18 protein-coding genes are annotated in these 19,104 nt (G+C 71.6%); 12 read left to right on the top strand and 6 right to left on the bottom strand.

Annotation, left to right across the window (positions count from 1 at the left end; translation table 11 throughout):
• The first annotated feature begins 13 nt into the window (after window positions 1-13).
• The 3 genes from ACWGH0_RS18215 (at window position 14) to ACWGH0_RS18205 (ending at window position 2,555) form a co-directional block, all read left to right on the top strand.
• Window positions 14-949 (top strand): M56 family metallopeptidase, encoded by a 936-nt coding sequence (locus ACWGH0_RS18215; protein ID WP_453405164.1) that lies wholly within the window; start codon window positions 14-16, stop codon window positions 947-949.
• 78 nt (window positions 950-1,027) lie between these two features.
• A complete protein-coding gene (locus tag ACWGH0_RS18210; protein WP_453405163.1) occupies window positions 1,028-1,714 on the top strand; it encodes a phosphatase PAP2 family protein in 687 nt (228 codons plus the stop codon).
• 199 nt (window positions 1,715-1,913) lie between these two features.
• Window positions 1,914-2,555 carry a TetR/AcrR family transcriptional regulator gene (locus ACWGH0_RS18205; RefSeq protein ID WP_453405162.1) on the top strand — a complete coding sequence of 214 codons (642 nt, stop codon included), beginning with the start codon at window positions 1,914-1,916 and terminating at the stop codon, window positions 2,553-2,555.
• Here ACWGH0_RS18205 and ACWGH0_RS18200 read toward each other — a convergent pair.
• Complete coding sequence (locus ACWGH0_RS18200; RefSeq protein ID WP_453405161.1) at window positions 2,543-4,030, bottom strand: LVIVD repeat-containing protein; 1,488 nt, start codon at window positions 4,028-4,030, stop codon at window positions 2,543-2,545. The genes ACWGH0_RS18205 and ACWGH0_RS18200 overlap by 13 nt on opposite strands.
• 177 nt (window positions 4,031-4,207) lie before the next feature.
• Between ACWGH0_RS18200 and ACWGH0_RS18195 the strand changes: the two genes are divergently transcribed.
• Window positions 4,208-4,891, top strand: a complete 684-nt coding sequence (locus ACWGH0_RS18195) for a DUF305 domain-containing protein (RefSeq protein WP_453405160.1) — start codon at window positions 4,208-4,210, stop codon at window positions 4,889-4,891.
• Between the two features lie 15 nt (window positions 4,892-4,906).
• On the opposite strand, the gene ACWGH0_RS18190 is transcribed toward ACWGH0_RS18195, so the two are convergent.
• Entirely contained in the window at window positions 4,907-5,407 is a 501-nt protein-coding gene (locus ACWGH0_RS18190) for a DUF6214 family protein (RefSeq protein WP_453405159.1), read from the bottom strand.
• 135 nt (window positions 5,408-5,542) lie between these two features.
• Here ACWGH0_RS18190 and ACWGH0_RS18185 point away from each other — a divergent pair, with 135 nt between their 5' ends.
• Complete coding sequence (locus ACWGH0_RS18185) at window positions 5,543-6,904, top strand: FAD-dependent oxidoreductase (protein WP_453405158.1); 1,362 nt, start codon at window positions 5,543-5,545, stop codon at window positions 6,902-6,904.
• A gap of 92 nt (window positions 6,905-6,996) precedes the next feature.
• On the opposite strand, the gene ACWGH0_RS18180 is transcribed toward ACWGH0_RS18185, so the two are convergent.
• The 4 genes from ACWGH0_RS18180 to ACWGH0_RS18165 all read right to left on the bottom strand — a co-directional run bounded on the left by ACWGH0_RS18180 (window position 6,997) and on the right by ACWGH0_RS18165 (window position 10,449).
• Complete coding sequence (locus tag ACWGH0_RS18180) at window positions 6,997-7,350, bottom strand: ArsR/SmtB family transcription factor (protein ID WP_453405157.1); 354 nt, start codon at window positions 7,348-7,350, stop codon at window positions 6,997-6,999.
• Between the two features lie 197 nt (window positions 7,351-7,547).
• Entirely contained in the window at window positions 7,548-8,645 is a 1,098-nt protein-coding gene (locus tag ACWGH0_RS18175; RefSeq protein ID WP_453405156.1) for an NADH:flavin oxidoreductase/NADH oxidase, read from the bottom strand.
• Window positions 8,646-8,833: 188 nt separating this feature from the next.
• Window positions 8,834-9,682 (bottom strand): SMP-30/gluconolactonase/LRE family protein, encoded by an 849-nt coding sequence (locus ACWGH0_RS18170; protein ID WP_453405155.1) that lies wholly within the window; start codon window positions 9,680-9,682, stop codon window positions 8,834-8,836.
• Window positions 9,679-10,449 carry an IclR family transcriptional regulator gene (locus ACWGH0_RS18165; protein ID WP_453405154.1) on the bottom strand — a complete coding sequence of 257 codons (771 nt, stop codon included), beginning with the start codon at window positions 10,447-10,449 and terminating at the stop codon, window positions 9,679-9,681. Before ACWGH0_RS18165 ends, ACWGH0_RS18170 begins: the two co-directional genes overlap by 4 nt.
• Before the next feature lie 203 nt (window positions 10,450-10,652).
• Here ACWGH0_RS18165 and ACWGH0_RS18160 point away from each other — a divergent pair, with 203 nt between their 5' ends.
• From ACWGH0_RS18160 to ACWGH0_RS18130, 7 genes are all read left to right on the top strand, one after another.
• Window positions 10,653-11,801 carry a mandelate racemase/muconate lactonizing enzyme family protein gene (locus ACWGH0_RS18160; protein ID WP_453405153.1) on the top strand — a complete coding sequence of 383 codons (1,149 nt, stop codon included), beginning with the start codon at window positions 10,653-10,655 and terminating at the stop codon, window positions 11,799-11,801.
• Window positions 11,798-12,811, top strand: a complete 1,014-nt coding sequence (locus tag ACWGH0_RS18155) for a zinc-dependent alcohol dehydrogenase (protein WP_453405152.1) — start codon at window positions 11,798-11,800, stop codon at window positions 12,809-12,811. Before ACWGH0_RS18160 ends, ACWGH0_RS18155 begins: the two co-directional genes overlap by 4 nt.
• 155 nt (window positions 12,812-12,966) lie before the next feature.
• Window positions 12,967-13,968 (top strand): hypothetical protein, encoded by a 1,002-nt coding sequence (locus tag ACWGH0_RS18150; protein WP_453405151.1) that lies wholly within the window; start codon window positions 12,967-12,969, stop codon window positions 13,966-13,968.
• A gap of 6 nt (window positions 13,969-13,974) precedes the next feature.
• Window positions 13,975-15,081 (top strand): multiple monosaccharide ABC transporter substrate-binding protein, encoded by a 1,107-nt coding sequence (chvE, locus tag ACWGH0_RS18145; RefSeq protein WP_453405150.1) that lies wholly within the window; start codon window positions 13,975-13,977, stop codon window positions 15,079-15,081.
• A gap of 35 nt (window positions 15,082-15,116) precedes the next feature.
• On the top strand, window positions 15,117-16,637 hold the full coding sequence (gene mmsA / locus ACWGH0_RS18140) for a multiple monosaccharide ABC transporter ATP-binding protein (protein WP_453405196.1): 1,521 nt from the start codon (window positions 15,117-15,119) through the stop codon (window positions 16,635-16,637).
• Window positions 16,638-16,642: 5 nt separating this feature from the next.
• The gene (gene mmsB / locus ACWGH0_RS18135) at window positions 16,643-17,881 is read left to right on the top strand and encodes a multiple monosaccharide ABC transporter permease (protein ID WP_453405149.1); all 1,239 of its coding nucleotides are present in this window, start codon (window positions 16,643-16,645) and stop codon (window positions 17,879-17,881) included.
• A gap of 21 nt (window positions 17,882-17,902) precedes the next feature.
• Window positions 17,903-19,063, top strand: coding sequence for an aldose epimerase family protein (locus ACWGH0_RS18130; protein ID WP_453405148.1), 1,161 nt, complete (start codon window positions 17,903-17,905; stop codon window positions 19,061-19,063).
• The last annotated feature ends 41 nt before the right edge of the window (window positions 19,064-19,104 follow it).

The following is a 19,104-nucleotide window of genomic DNA, read 5'->3' as shown; positions in this document are numbered from 1 at the left end:
TAGGCTGGCGGCCATGACGGTTGCCTTCGCACTTCTGCTGCTCGGTGTCGTCGCCGCCGTCGCGGCCCCGCGGCTGATGTCGCGCGCCGACTGGCGGGAGCGCGAACCCGTGGTGGCCCTGTGGGTGTGGCAGTGCGTCGTGGCCGGTGTGCTGCTGTGCTTCGGCCTGTCGATGACCTTCAGCGCGGCCGCCGCCTGGCAGGCCGTACGGGGCCAGATCTTCGCACCGGCCCCGCACGGGGTGGTGGAGGCGTACGCCCTTGCCGCGTACGGGCCCTGGTCGGCGGTCATCGCGGTACTGCTGGCCTGCGGCGCGGCGTGGACCGCCGCGATGCTGACCCGGGAGATCCGCCGGGCGAGCGTACGGCGCGCACAGCGGCGCGCGGAAATGCTGGTGCGCGCCCCACTGCTGCCCGGCGAGGAAGCCGGCGGCGACCGGCTCGTCGTACTCGAGGGCGAGCGCCTGGACGCGTGGTGGCTGCCCGGCGCCACGCCCCGACTGGTCGTCACGACGGCCGCGTTGCGGCGCTTGAAGGGGCACCAGCTCGACGCCGTACTGGCGCACGAGCAGGGCCATGTGCGGGCCCGGCACGACTGGCTGCTGCACTGCGCGTCTGCTCTCGCGATCGGCTTCCCGCAGGTCCCGGTGTTCGCGGCGTTCCGGGACGAGATGCACCGGCTGGTGGAGCTGGCCGCCGACGACGTGGCCTCGCGGCGCTTCGGGCGGCTCACGATCGCGCTCGCGCTGGTCGAACTGAACGAGGACCGTGGCGTGTTCGGCCCGTGCCCGACTCCGCACGCCGAGCTGCCGCGGCGCGTCGACCGGCTGCTGGCGGCGGCGCCCCGCCTCACCGCAGGGCGCCGGCTGCGCCTGACCGCCGCCGCCTCGCTGGTGCCGGCCGTACCGCTGCTTGTGGCGTTCGGTCCGGGGCTCAGCGCGCTCGGGTAGCCGCCCGGCCGGGCGCACGGCGCCGCTCGACGACGTACGAACTGGTTTCCGGCGACGGCGGTGGGCGAGGATCTTCCCATGCGCTCCTCCCAGCTCGCCCCTCCGTCCCGTCCCGCCCGTTCCACGGCCGTGGTCGCCGCCGTCGTGCTCACCGCGCTCTCCGCGGCCCTGCTGCTGCTCGTCGCCGTGGAGTGGCGACCACTCGTTTCGATGGACCGCGCCGTCGGGGACGCGCTGCACGACTCGGCGGTCGACCATCCCGCCGTCACCCGCACCAACCGGATCCTGTCCGACTGGGTGTGGGACCCGTGGACGATGCGCGCCCTGGTCGCCGTCGTCTGCGTGTGGCTGTTCCGGCGCGGGGAACGGCTGCTGGCGCTGTGGATCGCCGTCACCAGTGTGGTCGGCGCGATCCTGCAACAGGCCCTGAAGGCGGCGGTCGGCCGGGAGCGGCCGGTGTGGCCGGATCCGGTCGACTCGGCCCACTTCTCGGCCTGGCCGTCCGGCCACGCGATGACGGCGATGGTCACCTGCGGGCTGCTGGTGTGGCTGCTGGGGGTGCTGGGCGCCGGCACCCGGTTGCGGACCGCCGTCCTGGTGGTGGGGACGGTGTCCTGGATCGGCGTCGGTCTCACCCGGGCGTACCTGGGGGTGCACTGGGTGACCGACGTGCTGGGCGGCTGGCTGCTGGGTGCGGCCGTGGTGGCGCTGTCGGTGGTGGCCCACGGCCGCGTGACCGCCTCCCGGGAGGAGCCGTCGGCCTGACCCCGGGGGCGCTGCCGGGCCGCGCCGCGCGCCGGCCAGGTGGCCGCGTACGGCTGCCGGCACGCGAAGGCGTCTGCATCCGGCGGTCCCCCGCGCCGCCGGATACAGACGGTCAGCCCACTGACCAGGCCCGGCGAGGCGCCTGTCGTGGGACCACTGAGTATATTGGCTCCGGGCCAGTCAACGCAGGAGTTACAGCATGTCCCCGCGCAGCGCATCGGTCAACGAGGAATTGCGTCGCCGTTCCCGGGAGCGGCTGCTTCAGGCGACCGTGGAGCTCGTCGGGGAGCGGGGCTACGAGGCGACGACGCTCGGCGACATCGCGGACCGGGCCGGATCGGCACGCGGACTGGTGTCGTACTACTTCCCCGGCAAGAGGCAGTTGCTCCAGTCCGCCGTCCACCGCCTGATGCACCGGACGCTCGGAGCGGCCCTGGAGCGCGAGCCGCGCACCGAGGACGGCGGCGAACTGCTGGCCCGCGCGATCGACGCCGTACTGGGTCTCGCCCGCGACCACCCGGTGCTCATGCGCACGCACATGGCGGGCATCCTCCAGGCCGAGGGCTTCGTGCAGTGTCCGGAACAGCAGCGGCTGGCCCAGCTGTTGCGGGGCGTGGTGGTCCGCCACGGTTCGGCGGACGTGGACGCCGACTACCCGCTGCTGCGCGCCCTGCTGATGGGCGCGGTGTTCGCCCTGCTGCTGCCGGGAGCGCCGATGCCGCTGCCCAGCCTGCGCGCCGAGCTGTTCCAGCGGTACGGGCTGGACTGGGAGCTCGGCGTGCCGCCGGGCGGAGAACCGCCGGGCGGCACGCTGACGCTGACCGCGGGTCAGCGGCGGTAGTCGGGCTGCGTCTGCACGTTGAGCTCGTGCAGCCGGACCTTCCTGGCGCCGTCGGTGCGCTTGTCGTTGAGCTTCAGTACGTCGAAGCCCTTCGCCATGTCGTTCGAGTAGATGTAGCCGTTGTAGTAGTACGCCGACCAGGAACCGGCGGTGACCGAGGAGGTGGCGCTGACCGGGCCGCGCTCGAAGAAGGCGATCTCCTTCGGCTCGGCCGAGTCGGTGAAGTCCCAGACGGAGACGCCGCCCTGGTACCAGGCCTGGACCATGATGTCCTTGCCCTTGACCGGGATCAGCGAGCCGTTGTGGGCGACGCAGTTCTCGGTGGCCGCCTGGTGGCGGTCGATCTTGAAGTAGCTCCGGAAGACCAGCTTGCGCTGGTCGCCCTTGCCGGTGATGTCGTAGATGCCGTCCGCGCCGCGCGTGGGGCCGGTGGCCTCGTTGCAGGTCGCGCCGACGCCGCCGCCGAGCTCGTCGGTGAAGACGACCTTGTTCGCCTTCTGGTTGAACGTCGCCGAGTGCCAGAACGCGAAGTTGACGTTGTCCTGGACGCGGTCGATGACCCGCGGCTTCTCCGGGTCCTCGATGTCGAAGATGATGCCGTCGCCCATGCAGGCGCCGGCGGCCAGGTCCTCCGAGGGGAGCACGGTGATGTCGTGGCAGCCGGTGGTCTTCGAGACGCCCGGGTTGGTGGGCGCACCCGGGTTGCCGCCGTCCGGGAAGAGCACCGGGAAGTCGACGATCGCCGACTTCTCCGGAGCGCCGCGCGGCACCTTGATGATGGAGATGCCGTCGTGCGGCGGCTTGCAGTCCGGGAACGTGTCGCTGGGCGAGTACGACGAGACGTACACGTACACGTTGCGGCGCTCGGGCACCAGGGTGTGCGTGTGCGAGCCGCAGGCGGTCTCGACGGCGGCGACGTACTGCGGGTTGCTCTTGTCGCTGATGTCGAAGATCTTCATGCCCTCCCAGGAGGACTTCTCCGTCGCCGGCTGCGAGGTGCTCGCGCAGGAGTTGTCGTTGCGCGAGGAGTCCGTGGAGAGGAAGAGCAGGTCCCCGGAGACGGAGATGTCGTTCTGCGCACCCGGGCACAGCACCTGGGAGACCGTCTTGGGGGCCTTCGGGTTGCTGATGTCGAAGATGCGGAAGCCGTCGTAGTTTCCGGAGAAGGCGTACTTGCCCTGGAACGCCAGGTCCGAGTTGGTGCCCTTGATGGCGTCCTTGGGGACGTTCACCAGGTGCTCGATGTTCTCGCTGTGGACGATCTCGTCCACGCCGGGTATCTCGCCGCTCTCGATGGCGGCCCTGGCTTCGGCCTGCTGTGAGGTCGTCAGGCTCTTCTTGTTCGCGGGCGCGTCCCCCGGGTCGGGGATCGCGGCCGCGGGGCCGGCCGTCAGCAGCGTGGCGATGAGCCCTGCCGCGGCTGTCGCCACGCCCAGGCGTCTGCGCCGCACGCGGGTGATGTGCAACGAGGTCACTGCGTCCTCCCTTGTATCCGTTCGCAGTTGAACGGTTGATACACCCCGGCAGTATCGTCGTTTGCATGCACATCTCAACAGATGGCAACGACAACGTAATGAAAGTTTCTGATCACCGGTGTTCGGAAGCGTGCTAAGAACGGACATCAATCACCCCGTGTGCCCCAGGAGGTCGCCGTGCTGATCCACCGCCAGACCACACGCGTCCGCAGACCCGGGATCGTCCGCGCGGCCGCCCCCGCCGTGTGGGCGGCGGTCGCCGTCCTGGGCCTCGGCGCGTGCGACTCGGACGGCGCCGGGGACGCGCCCAGGAGCAGGGCGGACGGCGGCCCTTCGGTCGTCGCTCCAGGCAGGCCCGGTGAGCCCGCCAGAACGATGTCCGCGCAGGAGGCGGCGAAAGCGCTGCCCGACGGCTCCCCCAACGGGGCCGACTTCCGCTACGCGCGCATGATGATCGAGCACCACGCGCAGGCGCTGGAAATGACGGAACTCGCCCCGAAGCGGGCCCGGTCGGCGCCGGTCGAGCGCCTCGCCGAACGGATCACCGCCGCCCAGCGCCCGGAGATCGACGCCATGCGGGGCTGGCTCGCCAACAACGGCGGTGAGAAGCACAAGGGCGGGCACGACCACGGGTCGATGCCCGGCATGGCCACGGACGACCAGCTCGCGAAGTTGCGCGCCGCCGAGGGCGAGGAGTTCGACCGGCTCTTCCTGAAGCTGATGATCGTTCACCACGAGGGGGCGGTCGCGATGGCGACCGAGGTCCTCACCCAGGGGAACAACGTCCAGGTCGAGGAGATGGCGACCGACGTGATCGCGCAGCAGACCTCCGAGATCGGCCGGATGCGCGACATGCGGTAGCCGGCTCCGCGGCCCCTAACGGCGGTGGCGGCGCGGGGGCAGGCTGCCCTCCTCGCGCGCGCCCGCGATGAGCCGCAGCGATCTGCGCCGGCTGCGCCCCGTCGCGCACATCACGGCGAGCACCGGATCCTGCCCGGCCTGCTGCGCCGCCCGGTACGCCTCGGCGGCGATGCGGCGGCCGGCCCGGCCGCCGGGCCAGGCCGGGCGGGCCCGGCCGGCGGGCGGCTGCCTGGGCTCGGGCACCGCCTCCGCGGCCGGCCGGGGAGCCTCGTCGACCACGCGGCGGCCACCGCCCAGCGGCCCCTCGACCCATTCGGCGGACGCCGTGAAGCCGTCCAGCGGCAGGTCCGCGCGCACCTCCTCGACCGTGATCCGCCGCTCGGACATCTCGGCGAGCACGTCGATCCGGGCACCGTCGGCGAAGGTGAGGCGGACGTTGAACCAGGCGGGCCGTTCCGGCGCGACCGCATTCGGTTCATAATGGTTGTTAACGTCAAAAAAGGTACTTTCCAGCACGGTGAGAAGATAACCCCACCCCGCGCGGGGCCCGCCACGGCGCGCACGCGGGACGCTGCAAGGCACTCCCTCAGAGCATCTCCCCCGGCCCGCCGATCGGTGCCATGCTGGAGACCCTTGCGGGAAGGAGCCCCCGTGCTTCGCGTCGCAGTCATCGGCTCGGGCCCCAGCGGGGTCTACGCCGCTCAGGCCCTCGTACAGCAGGACGCCGTGCCCGACGTGCACGTGCACGTCCTGGACCGGCTGCCGTGTCCGTACGGACTGGTGCGCTACGGCGTCGCACCGGACCACGAGAAGATCAAGTCGCTCCAGGGAAGCCTGCGCACCGTTCTGGAGAACGAGCGGATCACCTTCGTCGGCCATGCCGAGGTGGGCGCGGCGGGCCTCACCTGCGCACGGCTGCGGGAGCTCTACCACGCGGTGGTGTACTGCGTGGGGGCGGCGACCGACCGCAGGCTCGGCATCCCCGGGGAGGACCTGCCGGGCAGCTGGTCCGCCACCGACTTCGTCTCCTGGTACAGCGCGCACCCGGACGCGTCCGCGAACGGCTTCGTGCTGGGCGCGCGTTCGGCCGTCGTCGTCGGGGTGGGGAACGTGGCGGTGGACGTGGCCAGGATCCTGGCGCGGAGCGCGCACGAGCTGCTGGCCACCGACGTGCCGCAGCCGGCGCTCGACGCGCTGGCGAACAGCCGGGTGCGCGACGTGCACATGGTGGGGCGGCGCGGGCCTTCGCAGGCGAAGTTCACCACCAAGGAGCTGCGGGAGCTGGGCACGCTGCCGGACGCCGGAGTCGTCGTACGGCCGCACGAGCTCGCCCTGGACCCGGCGTACGCCGATCCCGCGACGGCCGCCGCGGCCGGCCTGCCGGCCGTGAACCGGCGCAATGTGGAGGTGCTGAGGGCATGGGCCGCCGGTGACGGCGAGCAGCGGGCGCGCCGCATCCGGCTGCGGTTCTTCCTGCGGCCGGTGGAGGTACTGGAGGAGAACGGGCGGACGGCGGGCGTGCGCTTCGAGCGCACGGTGCCCGACGGAAGCGGCGGCGTTCGGGGCACCGGAACGTACGAGGACATCGAGGCGCAGCTCGTGCTGCGGTCGGTGGGCTACCGGGGAGCGCCGCTTCCCGGGCTGCCGTTCGATCCCGGGAACGGCACGGTGCCGCACGCCGCGGGACGCGTCCTGCGGGACGGTGCGGCGTCGCCGGGCGAGTACGTGGCGGGCTGGATCAAGAGGGGCCCGACCGGCGTCATCGGCACGAACCGGCCGTGCGCCAAGGAGACGGTGGCCTCACTCCTGGCGGACGCGGGGGCGCTCGCCGGGCGCCCGGTCGCGGACGACCCGCTGGCCGCGCTGCGGGAGTCGGGCGTCCGGCCGGTGGTGTGGGACGACTGGCGGGCGATCGAGGCGGCGGAGGCGGCGCTGGGCGTCTCGTTGGGCCGGCGGTCGGTGAAGCTCCACGACTGGGCGGGCCTGCTGGCCGCCGCGCACGGCGGCGGCTGACAGCCGGGCGGAGAGCGCCGGGCGGCGGCGGTGGAGCGGAACCGGCGTGCCGCCGCGCCACGCCCGAGCCGCTCTCCGCGCCCGCGGCGCCGTCAGCCGTCGGTGCCGAGCCGGTCCGCCTCCAGGGCGGCCGCCTCCAGGACCCGCTCGATGAGGCCGGGGAAGAGCGCGTCCAGGTCTTCGCGGCGCAGTCCGTTGAGCTTGGCGGTGCCCCGGTACGCCTGACGGATGACGCCGCTCTCCCGCAGGACCCGGAAGTGGTGGGTGGTCGTCGACTTCGTGACGGGGAGGGTGAAGTACGAGCAGGCCAGGTCGGTCTCGGCCACCGCCATCTCGCGCACGATGAGCAGACGCATCGGGTCGGAGAGCGCGTGCAGGACCCCTTCGAGACGGATCTCGTCGCGCGTGGGGTGCGCGAGTTCACGCGTGCTCGTGGCGGTGGTCACGACGTCTCCAGTTCGTCCGGGGCACCTATCGTACGACGCCCTTCGTAGTTACGGGGGCGTCTTCTGGACGTGCCGGGGAGCGCTTCCCGGCGTTCCCGGGAACGGCGTCGACACATGCCGGGGAACGCGTATCGACGTTCCCGGGAACGGCCGGGACGGTGCGGCGGGACGCACGCACCGTCCGCGTCGCACCGCGCTCAGACCGCCCAGCCGTACTGGTCGGGCACGTGCACCTCGCCGCCCAGCGCACGTGCGGCGTGCAGGGCGAACGAGGGGTCGCGCAGCAGCTCCCGGCCGAGCAGTACGGCGTCCGCCCGGCCGTCGGCGAGGATCTTGTCGGCCTGCACGGGGTCGGTGATCAGGCCGACCGCGGCGACGGGCATACCGGTCTCGGCGCGGACCCGCTCGGCGAAGGGCACCTGGTAGCCGGGACCGACGGGGATCCGCGCGGCGGGCGCGAGTCCGCCGGAGGAGACGTCGAGCAGGTCGACGCCGTGCGCCCGCAGTTCCCGGGCGAAGCGGACGGTGTCGTCGCCGGTCCAGCCGGTCCGCTCGTCCTCGGGGTTCTCGGTCAGCCAGTCGGTGGCCGAGATGCGGAAGAACAGCGGCAGTTCGTCGGGCCACACGGCCCGCACGGCGTCCACGACCTCCAGGGCGAAGCGCGTGCGGTTCTCGAAGGAACCGCCGTAGCGGTCGGTGCGGCGGTTGCTGTGCGGGGAGAGGAACTCGCCGATCAGGTAGCCGTGGGCGCCGTGGATCTCGGCCACCTTGAAGCCGGCCGCGAGGGCCCGCCGCGCCGCGTCGGCGAACAGGCCGACGAGCTCCTCGATCCGGTCGGTCGTGAGCTCGGTGGGCACCGCATGGGTCTCGCTGTACGCCAAGGGGCTCGGCGCGACGGGCTGCCATGCCTCGGGGTCGTCGATCAGGGGCGCCCCGCCGCGCCAGGGGCGGTCCGTGGACGCCTTGCGGCCGGCGTGCGCCAGCTGGATGCCCGGGACCGTGCCCTGCTGCTCCAGGAAGGACGTGATGCGGCGGAGCGCCGCGGCCTGGCGGTCGTTCCAGATACCGAGGTCGGCGGGGCTGATGCGGCCTTCGGGGCTCACCGCCGTGGCCTCCACGAGGATCAGACCGGTGCCGCCGGCGGCGCGGGCTCCGTAGTGGGCGAAGTGCCAGTCGCCCGCGACTCCGGCGTCCGGTCCGAAGGCGTCCGCACTGTACTGGCACATGGGGGCCATCCAGAGGCGGTTGGGAACCGTCAGCGAACGCAGGGTCATCGGCTCGAAGAGGGCACTCACGAAGGACTCCGTTTCAGCGGGGTACGGCTGGGCCGACGGCTCGTACGCTGGGTACGCCGCACTTCGTCATACGAAGCGCGCCGTACTACGAGAGTCGCCGTACTACGAGACCCACCGTACTACGACGGCCATCCAATTACGAAGCCCTTCGTACAACGAGTCCGGTCGCACTCCCGTCGCCCTCCGGCTCATCCTCCGAAGGCCGTGCCGGGCAGACCCCGGCCCGCGCTCGGCAGAACCAGCAGGGAGCCGGAGAGCGGGTGGGGGCGGGCCAGGCCGACGGCTGCCGTGGTGACGTACAGGTCACTCAGGCCCGCCCCGCCGAAAGCGCAGGCCGTCGGCCGGCGCACGGGCAGCGGAAAGACCCGGTCGAGCCGCCCGTCCGGCGTGTAGCGGCGGATCGCCGCCCCGTCCCACAGCGCCACCCAGACGCAGCCTTGGGCGTCGACGGTCAGGCCGTCCGGGTAACCCGCTCCCTCCTCGACCGTCACCCAGGCGCGCCGGTTCACCGCGCGCTCGCCGGCCATGTCGAAGACGTCTATGCGGCGGGTGGGCGAGTCGGCGTAGTACATGAGGCGCCCGTCGGGACTCCAGCCCGTGCCGTTGCTGACCGCCGCGGTCGCGGCCCGCGCCACCGTGCCGTCCGGCGCTATCCGGGTCAGGCCGCCGCCGCCCGGCGCCTCGTCGTACCGCATGGTGCCCGCCCACAGCGCCCCGTCGGGGGCGACGGCCGCGTCGTTGCCGCGGCGGCCCGGCGCGGGGTCGCGCACCAGCCACGAGAAGGACAGGTCCGGCCCGTACAGGCCCGTTCCGTCGCGGAGGTTGACGACCAGGCCGCCACCCGCGCGCGGCTTGGCCGCGCCGACGTGCTGCTCGGTGGCCATGACCGTACGGCGGCCGCTCACCGGGTCGTAGGTGTGGACGCGCGAGGACAGGATGTCCACCCATATCAGCCGGCCCGCCGCCGCGTCCCAGGTGGGCCCTTCACCGAGGGCCGCCCGTTCCCGCACCGCGACCCGTACGGCCTGCCGCGTCACGGCCGGACCCGGTGCCCCAGGCGGACCGACAGGTCGGCCGCGCCCTTGGCGGCGAGTTCGGCCAGCTCGGCCTCCCGCGCCTCGCTCCACCGGATCATGGGCACGGAGATGGACAGCGCGGCGACCACCCGCCCCGCGCTGTCGCGCACCGGCGCGGCCACACAGCTCACGTCCGGGTTCGACTCCCGGTGCTCGAACGCGAGGCCGCGTTCCCTGATCTCGGCGAGGGCGGAGCGCAGAGCGCCCGGATCGGTGATGCTGTTGGGCGTCATGGCGGCGAAGGACCGGCCTTCGACCCGCGCTTCGAGTTCCGCCTCCGGCAGCGAGGCGAGCAGCATCTTGCCGACGGAGGTGCAGTGCGCGGGCAGCCTGCGGCCGGCGGCCGAGACCATCCGCACGGCGTGCGTGGAGTCCACCTTCGCGATGTAGATGACGTCGGCGTCCTCCAGGATGGCGACGTGCACGGTCTCGTCGCAGGTCTCGGCCACTTCGCGGGCCACCTGCTGCCCCTCCGCCGCGAGGTCGAGCTGTTCGGCGTACCGGCTGCCGAGCTGGTACGTGCGCACCCCGAGCCGGTAGCGCCCGGGCTGGTCGGGGACGGGCACCACGTAGGAGCGCGCGGCGAGCGTGGTGAGCAGCTCGTGCACGGTGGTGCGGGGCAGTTGGAGTTTGCGCGTGACGTCCGGCGCGGACAGGGTGCCGTCCCCCTCCAGGAACAGCTCCAGTATGTCCAGCGACCTCGTCACCGCCGGGACCAGTCGTCCCATGATCGGCCACCCACCCCTTCCGTTCGAAACCCCGACCATTGGCCGGTATGACGAACACAGGCTAACCACACGCCCGTTCGCCCGGCAATGGGCAGCACCTGACCCTGCGCAAGCCATTGACACCCCCTTGAGGTGCTGATTACGGTCACGCCAGCATTTCGAACGTGTGACGAAATCTCGAACAGATCCGAGGGGCAACTGCCTTGCGTATTACGGGAATCAGCACGCATGTCGTCGGGACACCCTGGCGCAATCTCACCTATGTCGTCGTCCACACGGACGAAGGCCTCACGGGCGTCGGCGAGACCAGGATGCTCGGCCACACCGACGCGCTGGTCGGCTATCTCCGGGAGGCCGAGGCCAACCACATCGCGGGGTCCGACCCCTTCGCCGTGGAGGACCTCGTCCGCCGCATGAAGTACGGCGACTACGGGCGGGCCGGCGAGATCGTCATGTCGGGCATCGCCGTGGTGGAGATGGCCTGCTGGGACATCAAGGGCAAGGCGCTCGGCGTCCCGGTCTGGCAGCTGCTGGGCGGCAAGGTCACCGACAAGGTCAAGGCGTACGCCAACGGGTGGTACACCACGGAGCGCACCCCCGAGGCGTACCACAAGGCCGCGCGGGCGGTCGTCGACCGGGGCTACCGCGCACTGAAGATCGACCCGTTCGGCACCGGCCACTACGAACTCGACCACGCGGGAACGCTCTACGCGGTCTCGCTCATCGAAGCCGTACGGGACGCCATCGGCCCCGAGGCCGAGCTCATGCTGGAGATGCACGGGCGCTTCTCCCCCGCGACGGCGGTCCGCCTCGCCCACGAACTGGCCCCCTTCCGGCCGGCCTGGCTGGAAGAGCCGGTTCCGCCGGAGAACCTCAAGGCGCTGGAGAAGGTCGCGGCCAAGGTGGACATGCCGGTGGCCACCGGGGAGCGCATCCACGACCGGATCGAGTTCCGCGAGCTGTTCGAGTCGCAGGCGGCCGACATCATCCAGCCGGACGTCGGCCACATCGGCGGCATCCTGGAGGCCCGGAAGCTCGCCGCGACGGCCGAGACGCACTACGTGCAGGTGGCGCCGCACAACGTGGGCGGTTCCGTGCTGACCGCCGCGAGCCTCCAACTGGCCGCCTGCACGCCCAACTTCAAGATCCTGGAGCACTTCAACGACTTCGCGGACGCGGAGATCAAGAAGGTCGTGCGCGGAGCGCCCGAGGTCGTCGACGGGTACTTCGCGGTGTCCGAGGCCCCCGGCCTCGGGGTGGAGTTCGACGTGGCGGCGGCCGCCGAGTTCCCGCAGCAGCAGGCGCGGTTCGACCTGTGGGCCGAGGGCTGGGAGCGGAGGCGGCCGAAGTGAGCAGCCGTTCGCTCGTGGTCGAGCGGCCCGGGGAGCACCGGCTGGTGACCGGGCCGCCGCCCGAGCCGGGACCCGGCGAGGTCCTGGTGCGGGTCGCCGCCGCCGGGATCTGCATGAGCGACCGGGAGGTGTACGACGGCCGTCGCGACGCGGCGTACGTGCGCTATCCGGTGGTTCCCGGGCACGAGTGGTCCGGAACGGTGGAGGCGGCGGGTCCGGGAGTCGACGGCGGGCTCGTGGGGCGCCGGACGGTGGCCGAGGGGTTCCGTACGTGCGGCACGTGCGCGCGGTGCCGCAGCGGCGAGACGTCACTGTGCACGGCCGGGTACGACGAGACGGGCTTCACCCGGCCCGGCGCGTTCGCGGACCATGTCGTCGTGCCGGCCCGGCTGCTGCATCCGCTCGCCGACGACGCGGACCTGCGGGCCGCCGCGCTGCTGGAGCCCGCCGCGGTGGTGGCCGCCGCCGTACGGGCGGGGCGCGCCGAGGCGGGCGAGCGGGTGGCGGTCGTGGGGGCGGGCACGCTCGGACTGCTGGCGGTCCAGCTGCTGGCCGCCGGGAGCCCCGGCGAGCTGGCCGTGGTCGACCCCCGCGAGGAACGGGGCGTACGGGCCCTGGAGTTCGGGGCGAGCGACGCCCTGTCGCCGCAGGAGGCCGCCGAACGGGCCGGACGGTACGACCTGGTGATCGAGACCGCCGGAGCGCCGTCCACCGCGGCGTCGTCGTGCCTGCTGGCCCGGCGGGGCGGCCGGGTCGTCCTCACCGGCATGTTCGCGCCGGGGGCGGCGGGCATCGACCCGGTGCACCTGTCGCTCAGCCAGCTCACCGTGCGGTCCGTCTTCGGCGCGCCGTCCTCCGCCTGGTCGTTCGCCGTACGGGCCTTCGGCGCCGGTCTGATCGACCCCGCGCCGCTGATCACGCACGAGTTCCCCCTGGAGAGGTTCACGGACGCGGTCGCCCTGGTCGGCGGCGGCGACCCGAAGACCGGGAAGGTGCTGCTCCGCCCGTAGGACGGCGCGCTCCTGCCCCGTCCCGCGTTCCGGCCGGACACACGGAACCCGGCCTCCCCCACGGGGAGCGCACCGGCCCCGCACAGCGGACGCGCATCGCCGTACCCACGCACCCGAACCTCGTCCGACATACCGAACCGCCACCAAGGAGTCCCGTGACAGCCCCGTCCCCGTCGACCCCCCGCCGCCCCGGCGCCGAAGCCCTGGCCCGCCTGGGGCACGCCGCCCCGGACGACAACCCCGCCGACACCTCCCCGCACGCCTTCCCGGACGGGGGCACCTGGCGTACGGAGATCCCGTCCGTTGAGGGCCCCGAGGCTCTCGCCGTCGTCCTCGAGGAGAGCGCGCGGCTCGACGTACCGGTCCACCGGATCAGCCAGGGCAGCGGCGTCTGGATGCTCACCGACGGCGACATCACCGAGATGGTGGAGTCCTGCGCCGAACGCGACATCGAGCTCTGCCTGTTCACCGGGCCGCGGGGCACCTGGGACATCGGCGCCGCCACCCGCACCGACTCGGGCGGCGCCGGGCTGCGTGCCCGTGGCCACGACGCGCTCGCCGGGTGCGTCGAGGACGCCCTGCGGGCCACCGCGCTCGGCGTGAAGTGCCTGCTCGTCGCCGACGAGGGCGTGCTGTGGACGCTGCACCGGATGCGCGCGGACGGGCTGCTGCCCGCCGACACCACTCTCAAGGTGTCCGCGCTGATCGGCCCGGTCAACCCCGCCTCGTACGCCGTCTACGAACGGCTCGGCGCGGACTCCGTCAACATCCCCTCCGACCTCGCCCTCGCCCACTTCACCGAGATCCGCCGGGCCAGCCGCGCGCCCATGGACCTCTACGTGGAGGCGCCCGACGACCTCGGCGGCTACGTCCGCATGTACGAGACGGCCGAGCTGATCCGCCGCGGCGCGCCCCTCTACCTCAAGTTCGGCCTGTCCAAGTCGCCCGGCATCTACCCGTACGGCGCGCAGCTGCGCGACACCGCCCTGGCCGGCGCCCGGGAGCGCGTCCGCCGCGGCCGTCTCGTACTCGACCTCCTGGCCCGCCACGGCGCCGACGGCGGGATGTCGCCGCTCGGCTCCCGGCTGCCCGGCCCCCTCCACCGCTTCCCCGCCACCACGACCGCCGCCACCGCCACCACCCCCGCGAAGGACTGATCCGTCATGATGCGACGCACATCCCGGGCCGCTACCGCCCTCACCGCCACCGCACTCGCCCTCTCCCTCGCCGCCTGCGGACAGAACGCCGAGGGCGGCAGCAAGGAGAAGAAGTCCGGCGGGGGCGGCACGATCGGCATAGCGATGCCGACGAAGTCCTCGGAACGGTGGATCGCCGACGGCAACAACATGGTCGAGCAGTTCAAGAAGCTCGGCTACAAGACGGACCTCCAGTACGGCGAGGACGACGTCGACCAGCAGGTCTCACAGATCGAGAACATGATCACCAAGGGCGTGGACGTGCTGGTGGTCGCGGCCATCGACGGCCGCGCGCTGGGCGACGTCCTGCGTCAGGCCGCCGACCAGGGCGTCAAGGTCATCAGTTACGACCGCCTGGTCCTCGGCACCCCGAACGTCGACTACTACGCCTCCTTCGACAACGAGAAGGTCGGAGTCCTCCAGGCGACGTACATCATCGACAAGCTGGGGCTCGAGGACGGCGGCAAGAAGGGGCCGTTCAACGTCGAGCTGTTCGCCGGCTCGCCCGACGACAACAACACCCGCTACTTCTTCCAGGGCGCGTGGAAGACCCTCAAGCCGTACATCGACAGCAAGAAGATCGTCGTGCGGAGCGGCCAGACCAAGCTCGACCAGGTCACGACCCTGCGCTGGGACGGCGGGACCGCGCAGAAGCGCATGGACGACCTGCTCACCAAGGCGTACGGATCGCAGGACGTGGACGCCGTCCTCTCCCCGTACGACGGCATCTCCATCGGCATCCTGTCCGCGCTGAAGTCGGACGGTTACGGGACGGCGGCCAAGCCGTACCCCGTCGTCACCGGGCAGGACGCCGAGGTGGCCTCGGTGAAGTCGATCATCGCCGGGCAGCAGACGCAGACCGTCTACAAGGACACCCGGGCGCTGGCCAAGCAGGCCGTGCAGATGGCCGACGCCGTACTGAACGACAAGAAGCCCGAGGTCAACGACACCAAGACGTACGACAACGAGACGAAGGTCGTGCCCGCCTTCCTGCTCGACCCGGTGAGCGTCGACAAGACCAACTACCGGTCCGTTCTCGTCGACTCCGGTTACATCAAGGCGAGCGACCTGTGACGGCGGGGCCGGCACCGGCGCCGCCCGTCCTGGAGATGCGCTCGATCGTCAAGACGTTCCCCGGCGTCAAGGCGCTGTCCGACGTGACGCTGACGGTGGCGCGCGGCGAGGTGCACGCGGTCTGCGGGGAGAACGGCGCCGGGAAGTCGACGCTGATGAAGGTCCTCAGCGGCGTGCATCCGCACGGCAGTTACGAGGGGGACATCCTCTTCGACGGCGAGCACTGCGCGTTCAAGGACATCCGGGCCAGCGAGGCGCACGGCATCGTGATCATCCATCAGGAGCTCGCCCTGGTGCCGTACCTCTCCCTCGCCGAGAACATCTTCCTCGGCAACGAGCACGCCCGCCGGGGGGTCATCAGCTGGAACGAGACGCTGAAGCACGCCGCGGCGCTGCTGCGGCGGGTGGGCCTGCGCGAGCATCCGCAGACCCGCGTCGCGGACATCGGGGTGGGCAAGCAGCAGCTCGTCGAGATCGCGAAGGCGCTGGCCAAGGAGGTGAAGCTGCTGATCCTCGACGAGCCGACGGCCGCGCTCAACGACGCGGACTCGGCGCAGCTCCTGCGACTGATCAAGGAGCTGAAGGAACAGGGCATCACCTCGATCATCATCTCGCACAAGCTCAACGAGATCGCCGAGGTGGCCGACTCGGTCACCATCCTCCGCGACGGCCGGACCATCGAGACGCTGGACGTCAGGGCTCCGGAGACCACCGAGGAGCGGATCATCCGCGGCATGGTCGGCCGCGACCTCGACCACCGCTTTCCCGAGCGGACCCCGTACGAGGGGGATCCGGGCGCCCACCCCGCCCTCGAAGTCCGCGACTGGACCGTGCACCACCCCATCGACCAGCAGCGCAAGGTCGTCGACGGCGTCTCCCTTAGCGTGCGCCGGGGCGAGATCGTCGGCATCGCCGGACTGATGGGGGCAGGGCGCACCGAACTCGCGATGAGCGTGTTCGGACGGTCGTACGGCAGGAACATCAGCGGCACCGTCCTGAAGGACGGCGCGGAGATCCGCACCAGGACCGTCCCGGAGGCGATCGGCCACGGCATCGCGTACGTCACCGAGGACCGCAAGCACTACGGGCTCAACCTCATCGACACCATCGGCCGCAACATCACCCTGAGCGCCCTGCCCAAGGTGGCCCGGCGCGGCGTCGTCGACGAGCACGAGGAGACGCGCGTCGCGGAGTCGTACCGCCGCAGCATGAACATCAAGGCGCCGACCGTCTTCGAGCAGGTGGGCCGGCTCTCCGGCGGCAACCAGCAGAAGGTCGTCCTCAGCAAGTGGATCTTCGCGGGGCCGGAGGTGCTGATCCTCGACGAGCCGACCCGGGGCATCGACGTCGGTGCGAAGTTCGAGATCTACAGCGTGATCGACCGCCTGGCCGCCGAAGGCAAGGCCGTCGTGTTCATCTCCTCCGAACTCCCCGAACTGCTCGGCATGTGCGACCGCGTCTACACGATGTCCGCCGGCCGGCTGACCGGCGAGATCGAGCGCGCGGACGCGACCCAGGAAGTACTGATGCGTCACATGACCATGGACAAGAGGTAAGAGCGATGGGCAGCCCGGTCACCACCGAGAAGCCGGGGCGGCAGACCGCTCCGCCCGGACCGCGCGGTTCCGCGGTCAGCACGCTGCTGCTGGAAACCATGCGCCGCAACATGCGCCAGTACGGCATGCTCATCGCTCTGGCGCTGATCGTCGTACTCTTCGCGATCTGGACCGACGGCGTACTCCTCCAGCCGAACAACGTCACCAACCTGGTCCTCCAGAACAGCTACATCCTGGTCCTGGGCATCGGCATGATGATCGTCATCATCTCGGGCCACATCGACCTGTCGGTCGGCTCGCTAGCCGCGTTCGTCTCCGCCGCGTGCGCGGTGATGATGGTCGAGCACGACGTGCCCTGGGTGCTCGCGACCGTGATCGCGCTGGTCATCGGAGCCGTCGCCGGCGCCTGGCAGGGCTTCTGGATCGCGTACGTCGGCATCCCGTCGTTCATCGTCACACTGGCCGGCATGCTGCTCTTCAGGGGCGGTACGCAGATCTTCCTCGGCTCGCGCTCCATCGGCCCGTTCCCCGAGGGCTTCCAGAAGATCTCCACGGGCTACCTCCCGTCCCTCGGCCCGGACACCAACTACCACAACCTCACCCTGCTGCTGGGGCTCGTGCTGCTCGTCTTCGCGCTGGCGCAGGAGGTCCGCGACCGGCGCAGGCAGCTGAACTACGAGCTGGACGTGCTGCCGCGGTCGCTGTTCCTCGCCAAGTGCGCGGCCATGGCGGCGGCCGTCCTGGCCTTCACCCTGACGCTGGCCAGCTACCGGGGCGTACCCGTGGTGCTGCTGCTGCTCGCGGTGCTGCTGATCGGATTCGGGTTCGTGATGCGCAACGCGGTCGTCGGACGGCACGTGTACGCGCTGGGCGGCAACCAGGCGGCGGCGAAGCTGTCGGGCGTCAAGGACAAGCGCGTCACCTTCCTGGTCTTCGTGAACATGGGCGTGCTCGCGGCCCTGGCCGGGGTCGTGTACGCGGCCCGGCTGAACGCGGGCGTACCGCAGGCCGGCGTCAACTTCGAACTGGAGGCGATCGCCGCGGCGTTCATCGGCGGCGCGTCGATGAGCGGCGGCGTCGGCACGGTCTTCGGCGCGATCATCGGCGGGCTGGTGCTGGGCGTGCTGAACAACGGCATGTCGCTGGTCGGCATCGGTACGGACTACCAGCAGGTCATCAAGGGTCTGGTGCTGCTGGCGGCGGTCGGGTTCGACGTGTGGAACAAGCGCAAGGTCGGTTCATAACTCCCCGAAGGGAACACCACGATGAGCACGAGCAGACGCACGGTACTGGCAGGAGCGGCGGCGGGAGCGGCAGCCGCCGCGGGCCTGGCCGCGACGGGCACGGCGTACGCGGCCCCATCGGCACAGCCCGCCGCACGGGAACTCTTCGGCCGGCTGGCCGACGGCACGAAGGTGTACCGCTGGACCGTCGCCAACGGCGGGACCCGGCTGAAGGTTCTCTCGTACGGCGGGATCGTCCAGTCGCTGGAGGTCCCGGACCGGCGCGGAGCGGCGGCGAACATCTCGCTGGGCTTCGACAACCTCGACGACTACGTCGCCGGGTCGCCGTACTTCGGAGCCCTGATCGGGCGCTACGGCAACCGCATCGCCAAGGGCCGCTTCACGCTCGACGGGCGCACGTACCAGCTTCCCCTGAACGACGGCCCGAACAGCCTGCACGGCGGCGACAAGGGCTTCGACAAGCAGATCTGGGACGTGGAGCCCTTCAGCAGGGGGGCCGACCACGGGCTCGTGCTGAGGCGGACCAGTCCGGACGGCGAGATGGGCTACCCCGGCACGCTGAAGGTGAAGGTCACGTACACGCTGACCGCGCGCGGGGCCTGGCGGATCGACTACGAGGCCACCACGGACCGGGCGACGGTCGTCAACCTCACCAGTCACACGTACTTCAACCTCGCGGGCGAGGGGAGCGGCTCCGTCGACGGTCACACGCTGGAGCTGGCCGCCTCCCGCTACACACCCGTCGACTCGACGCTCATCCCCACCGGCGAGCTGGCGCGCGTCGCGGGAACGCCGTTCGACTTCCGGCGGGCGAGGACGATCGGCGAGCGGGCCCGGGTACCGCACCAGCAGGTGCTGTACGGACAAGGGCTCGACCACAACTGGGTGCTGGACAAGGGCAGCACCGCCAAGCCCGGATACGCGCTGACCCTCGGCGATCCGGAATCCGGGCGGGTGATGAGGATGCACACGACCGAGCCGGGCATGCAGTTCTACAGCGGCAACTTCCTCGACGGCACACTCGCGGGAACGTCGGGACGGCTGTACCGGCAGGGCGACGGGCTGTGCCTGGAGTCGCAGCACTTCCCGGACTCGCCCAACCAGCCGTCGTTCCCGTCGACGGTGCTGCGCCCGGGAACGACGTACCGCTCCACCACGGTGCACGCCTTCTCGGCACGCTGATCCGCGCGCCGAAGCCCCCTGCCGGCGGCAGGGGGCCTTGG

The sequence above is a fragment of the Streptomyces sp. NPDC054887 genome (assembly GCF_053610585.1).
This window is presented reverse-complemented; position numbering and strand designations above follow the sequence as displayed.

Coding starts and splice junctions, on each gene's coding strand:
- ACWGH0_RS18205 (WP_453405162.1), top strand. CDS start 1,914: ATGTCCCCGCGCAGCGCATCGGTCAACGAGGAATTGCGTCGCCGTTCC.
- chvE (WP_453405150.1), top strand. CDS start 13,975: ATGATGCGACGCACATCCCGGGCCGCTACCGCCCTCACCGCCACCGCA.
- mmsA (WP_453405196.1), top strand. CDS start 15,117: ATGCGCTCGATCGTCAAGACGTTCCCCGGCGTCAAGGCGCTGTCCGAC.
- ACWGH0_RS18165 (WP_453405154.1), bottom strand. CDS start 10,449: ATGGGACGACTGGTCCCGGCGGTGACGAGGTCGCTGGACATACTGGAG.
- mmsB (WP_453405149.1), top strand. CDS start 16,643: ATGGGCAGCCCGGTCACCACCGAGAAGCCGGGGCGGCAGACCGCTCCG.
- ACWGH0_RS18130 (WP_453405148.1), top strand. CDS start 17,903: ATGAGCACGAGCAGACGCACGGTACTGGCAGGAGCGGCGGCGGGAGCG.
- ACWGH0_RS18215 (WP_453405164.1), top strand. CDS start 14: ATGACGGTTGCCTTCGCACTTCTGCTGCTCGGTGTCGTCGCCGCCGTC.
- ACWGH0_RS18210 (WP_453405163.1), top strand. CDS start 1,028: ATGCGCTCCTCCCAGCTCGCCCCTCCGTCCCGTCCCGCCCGTTCCACG.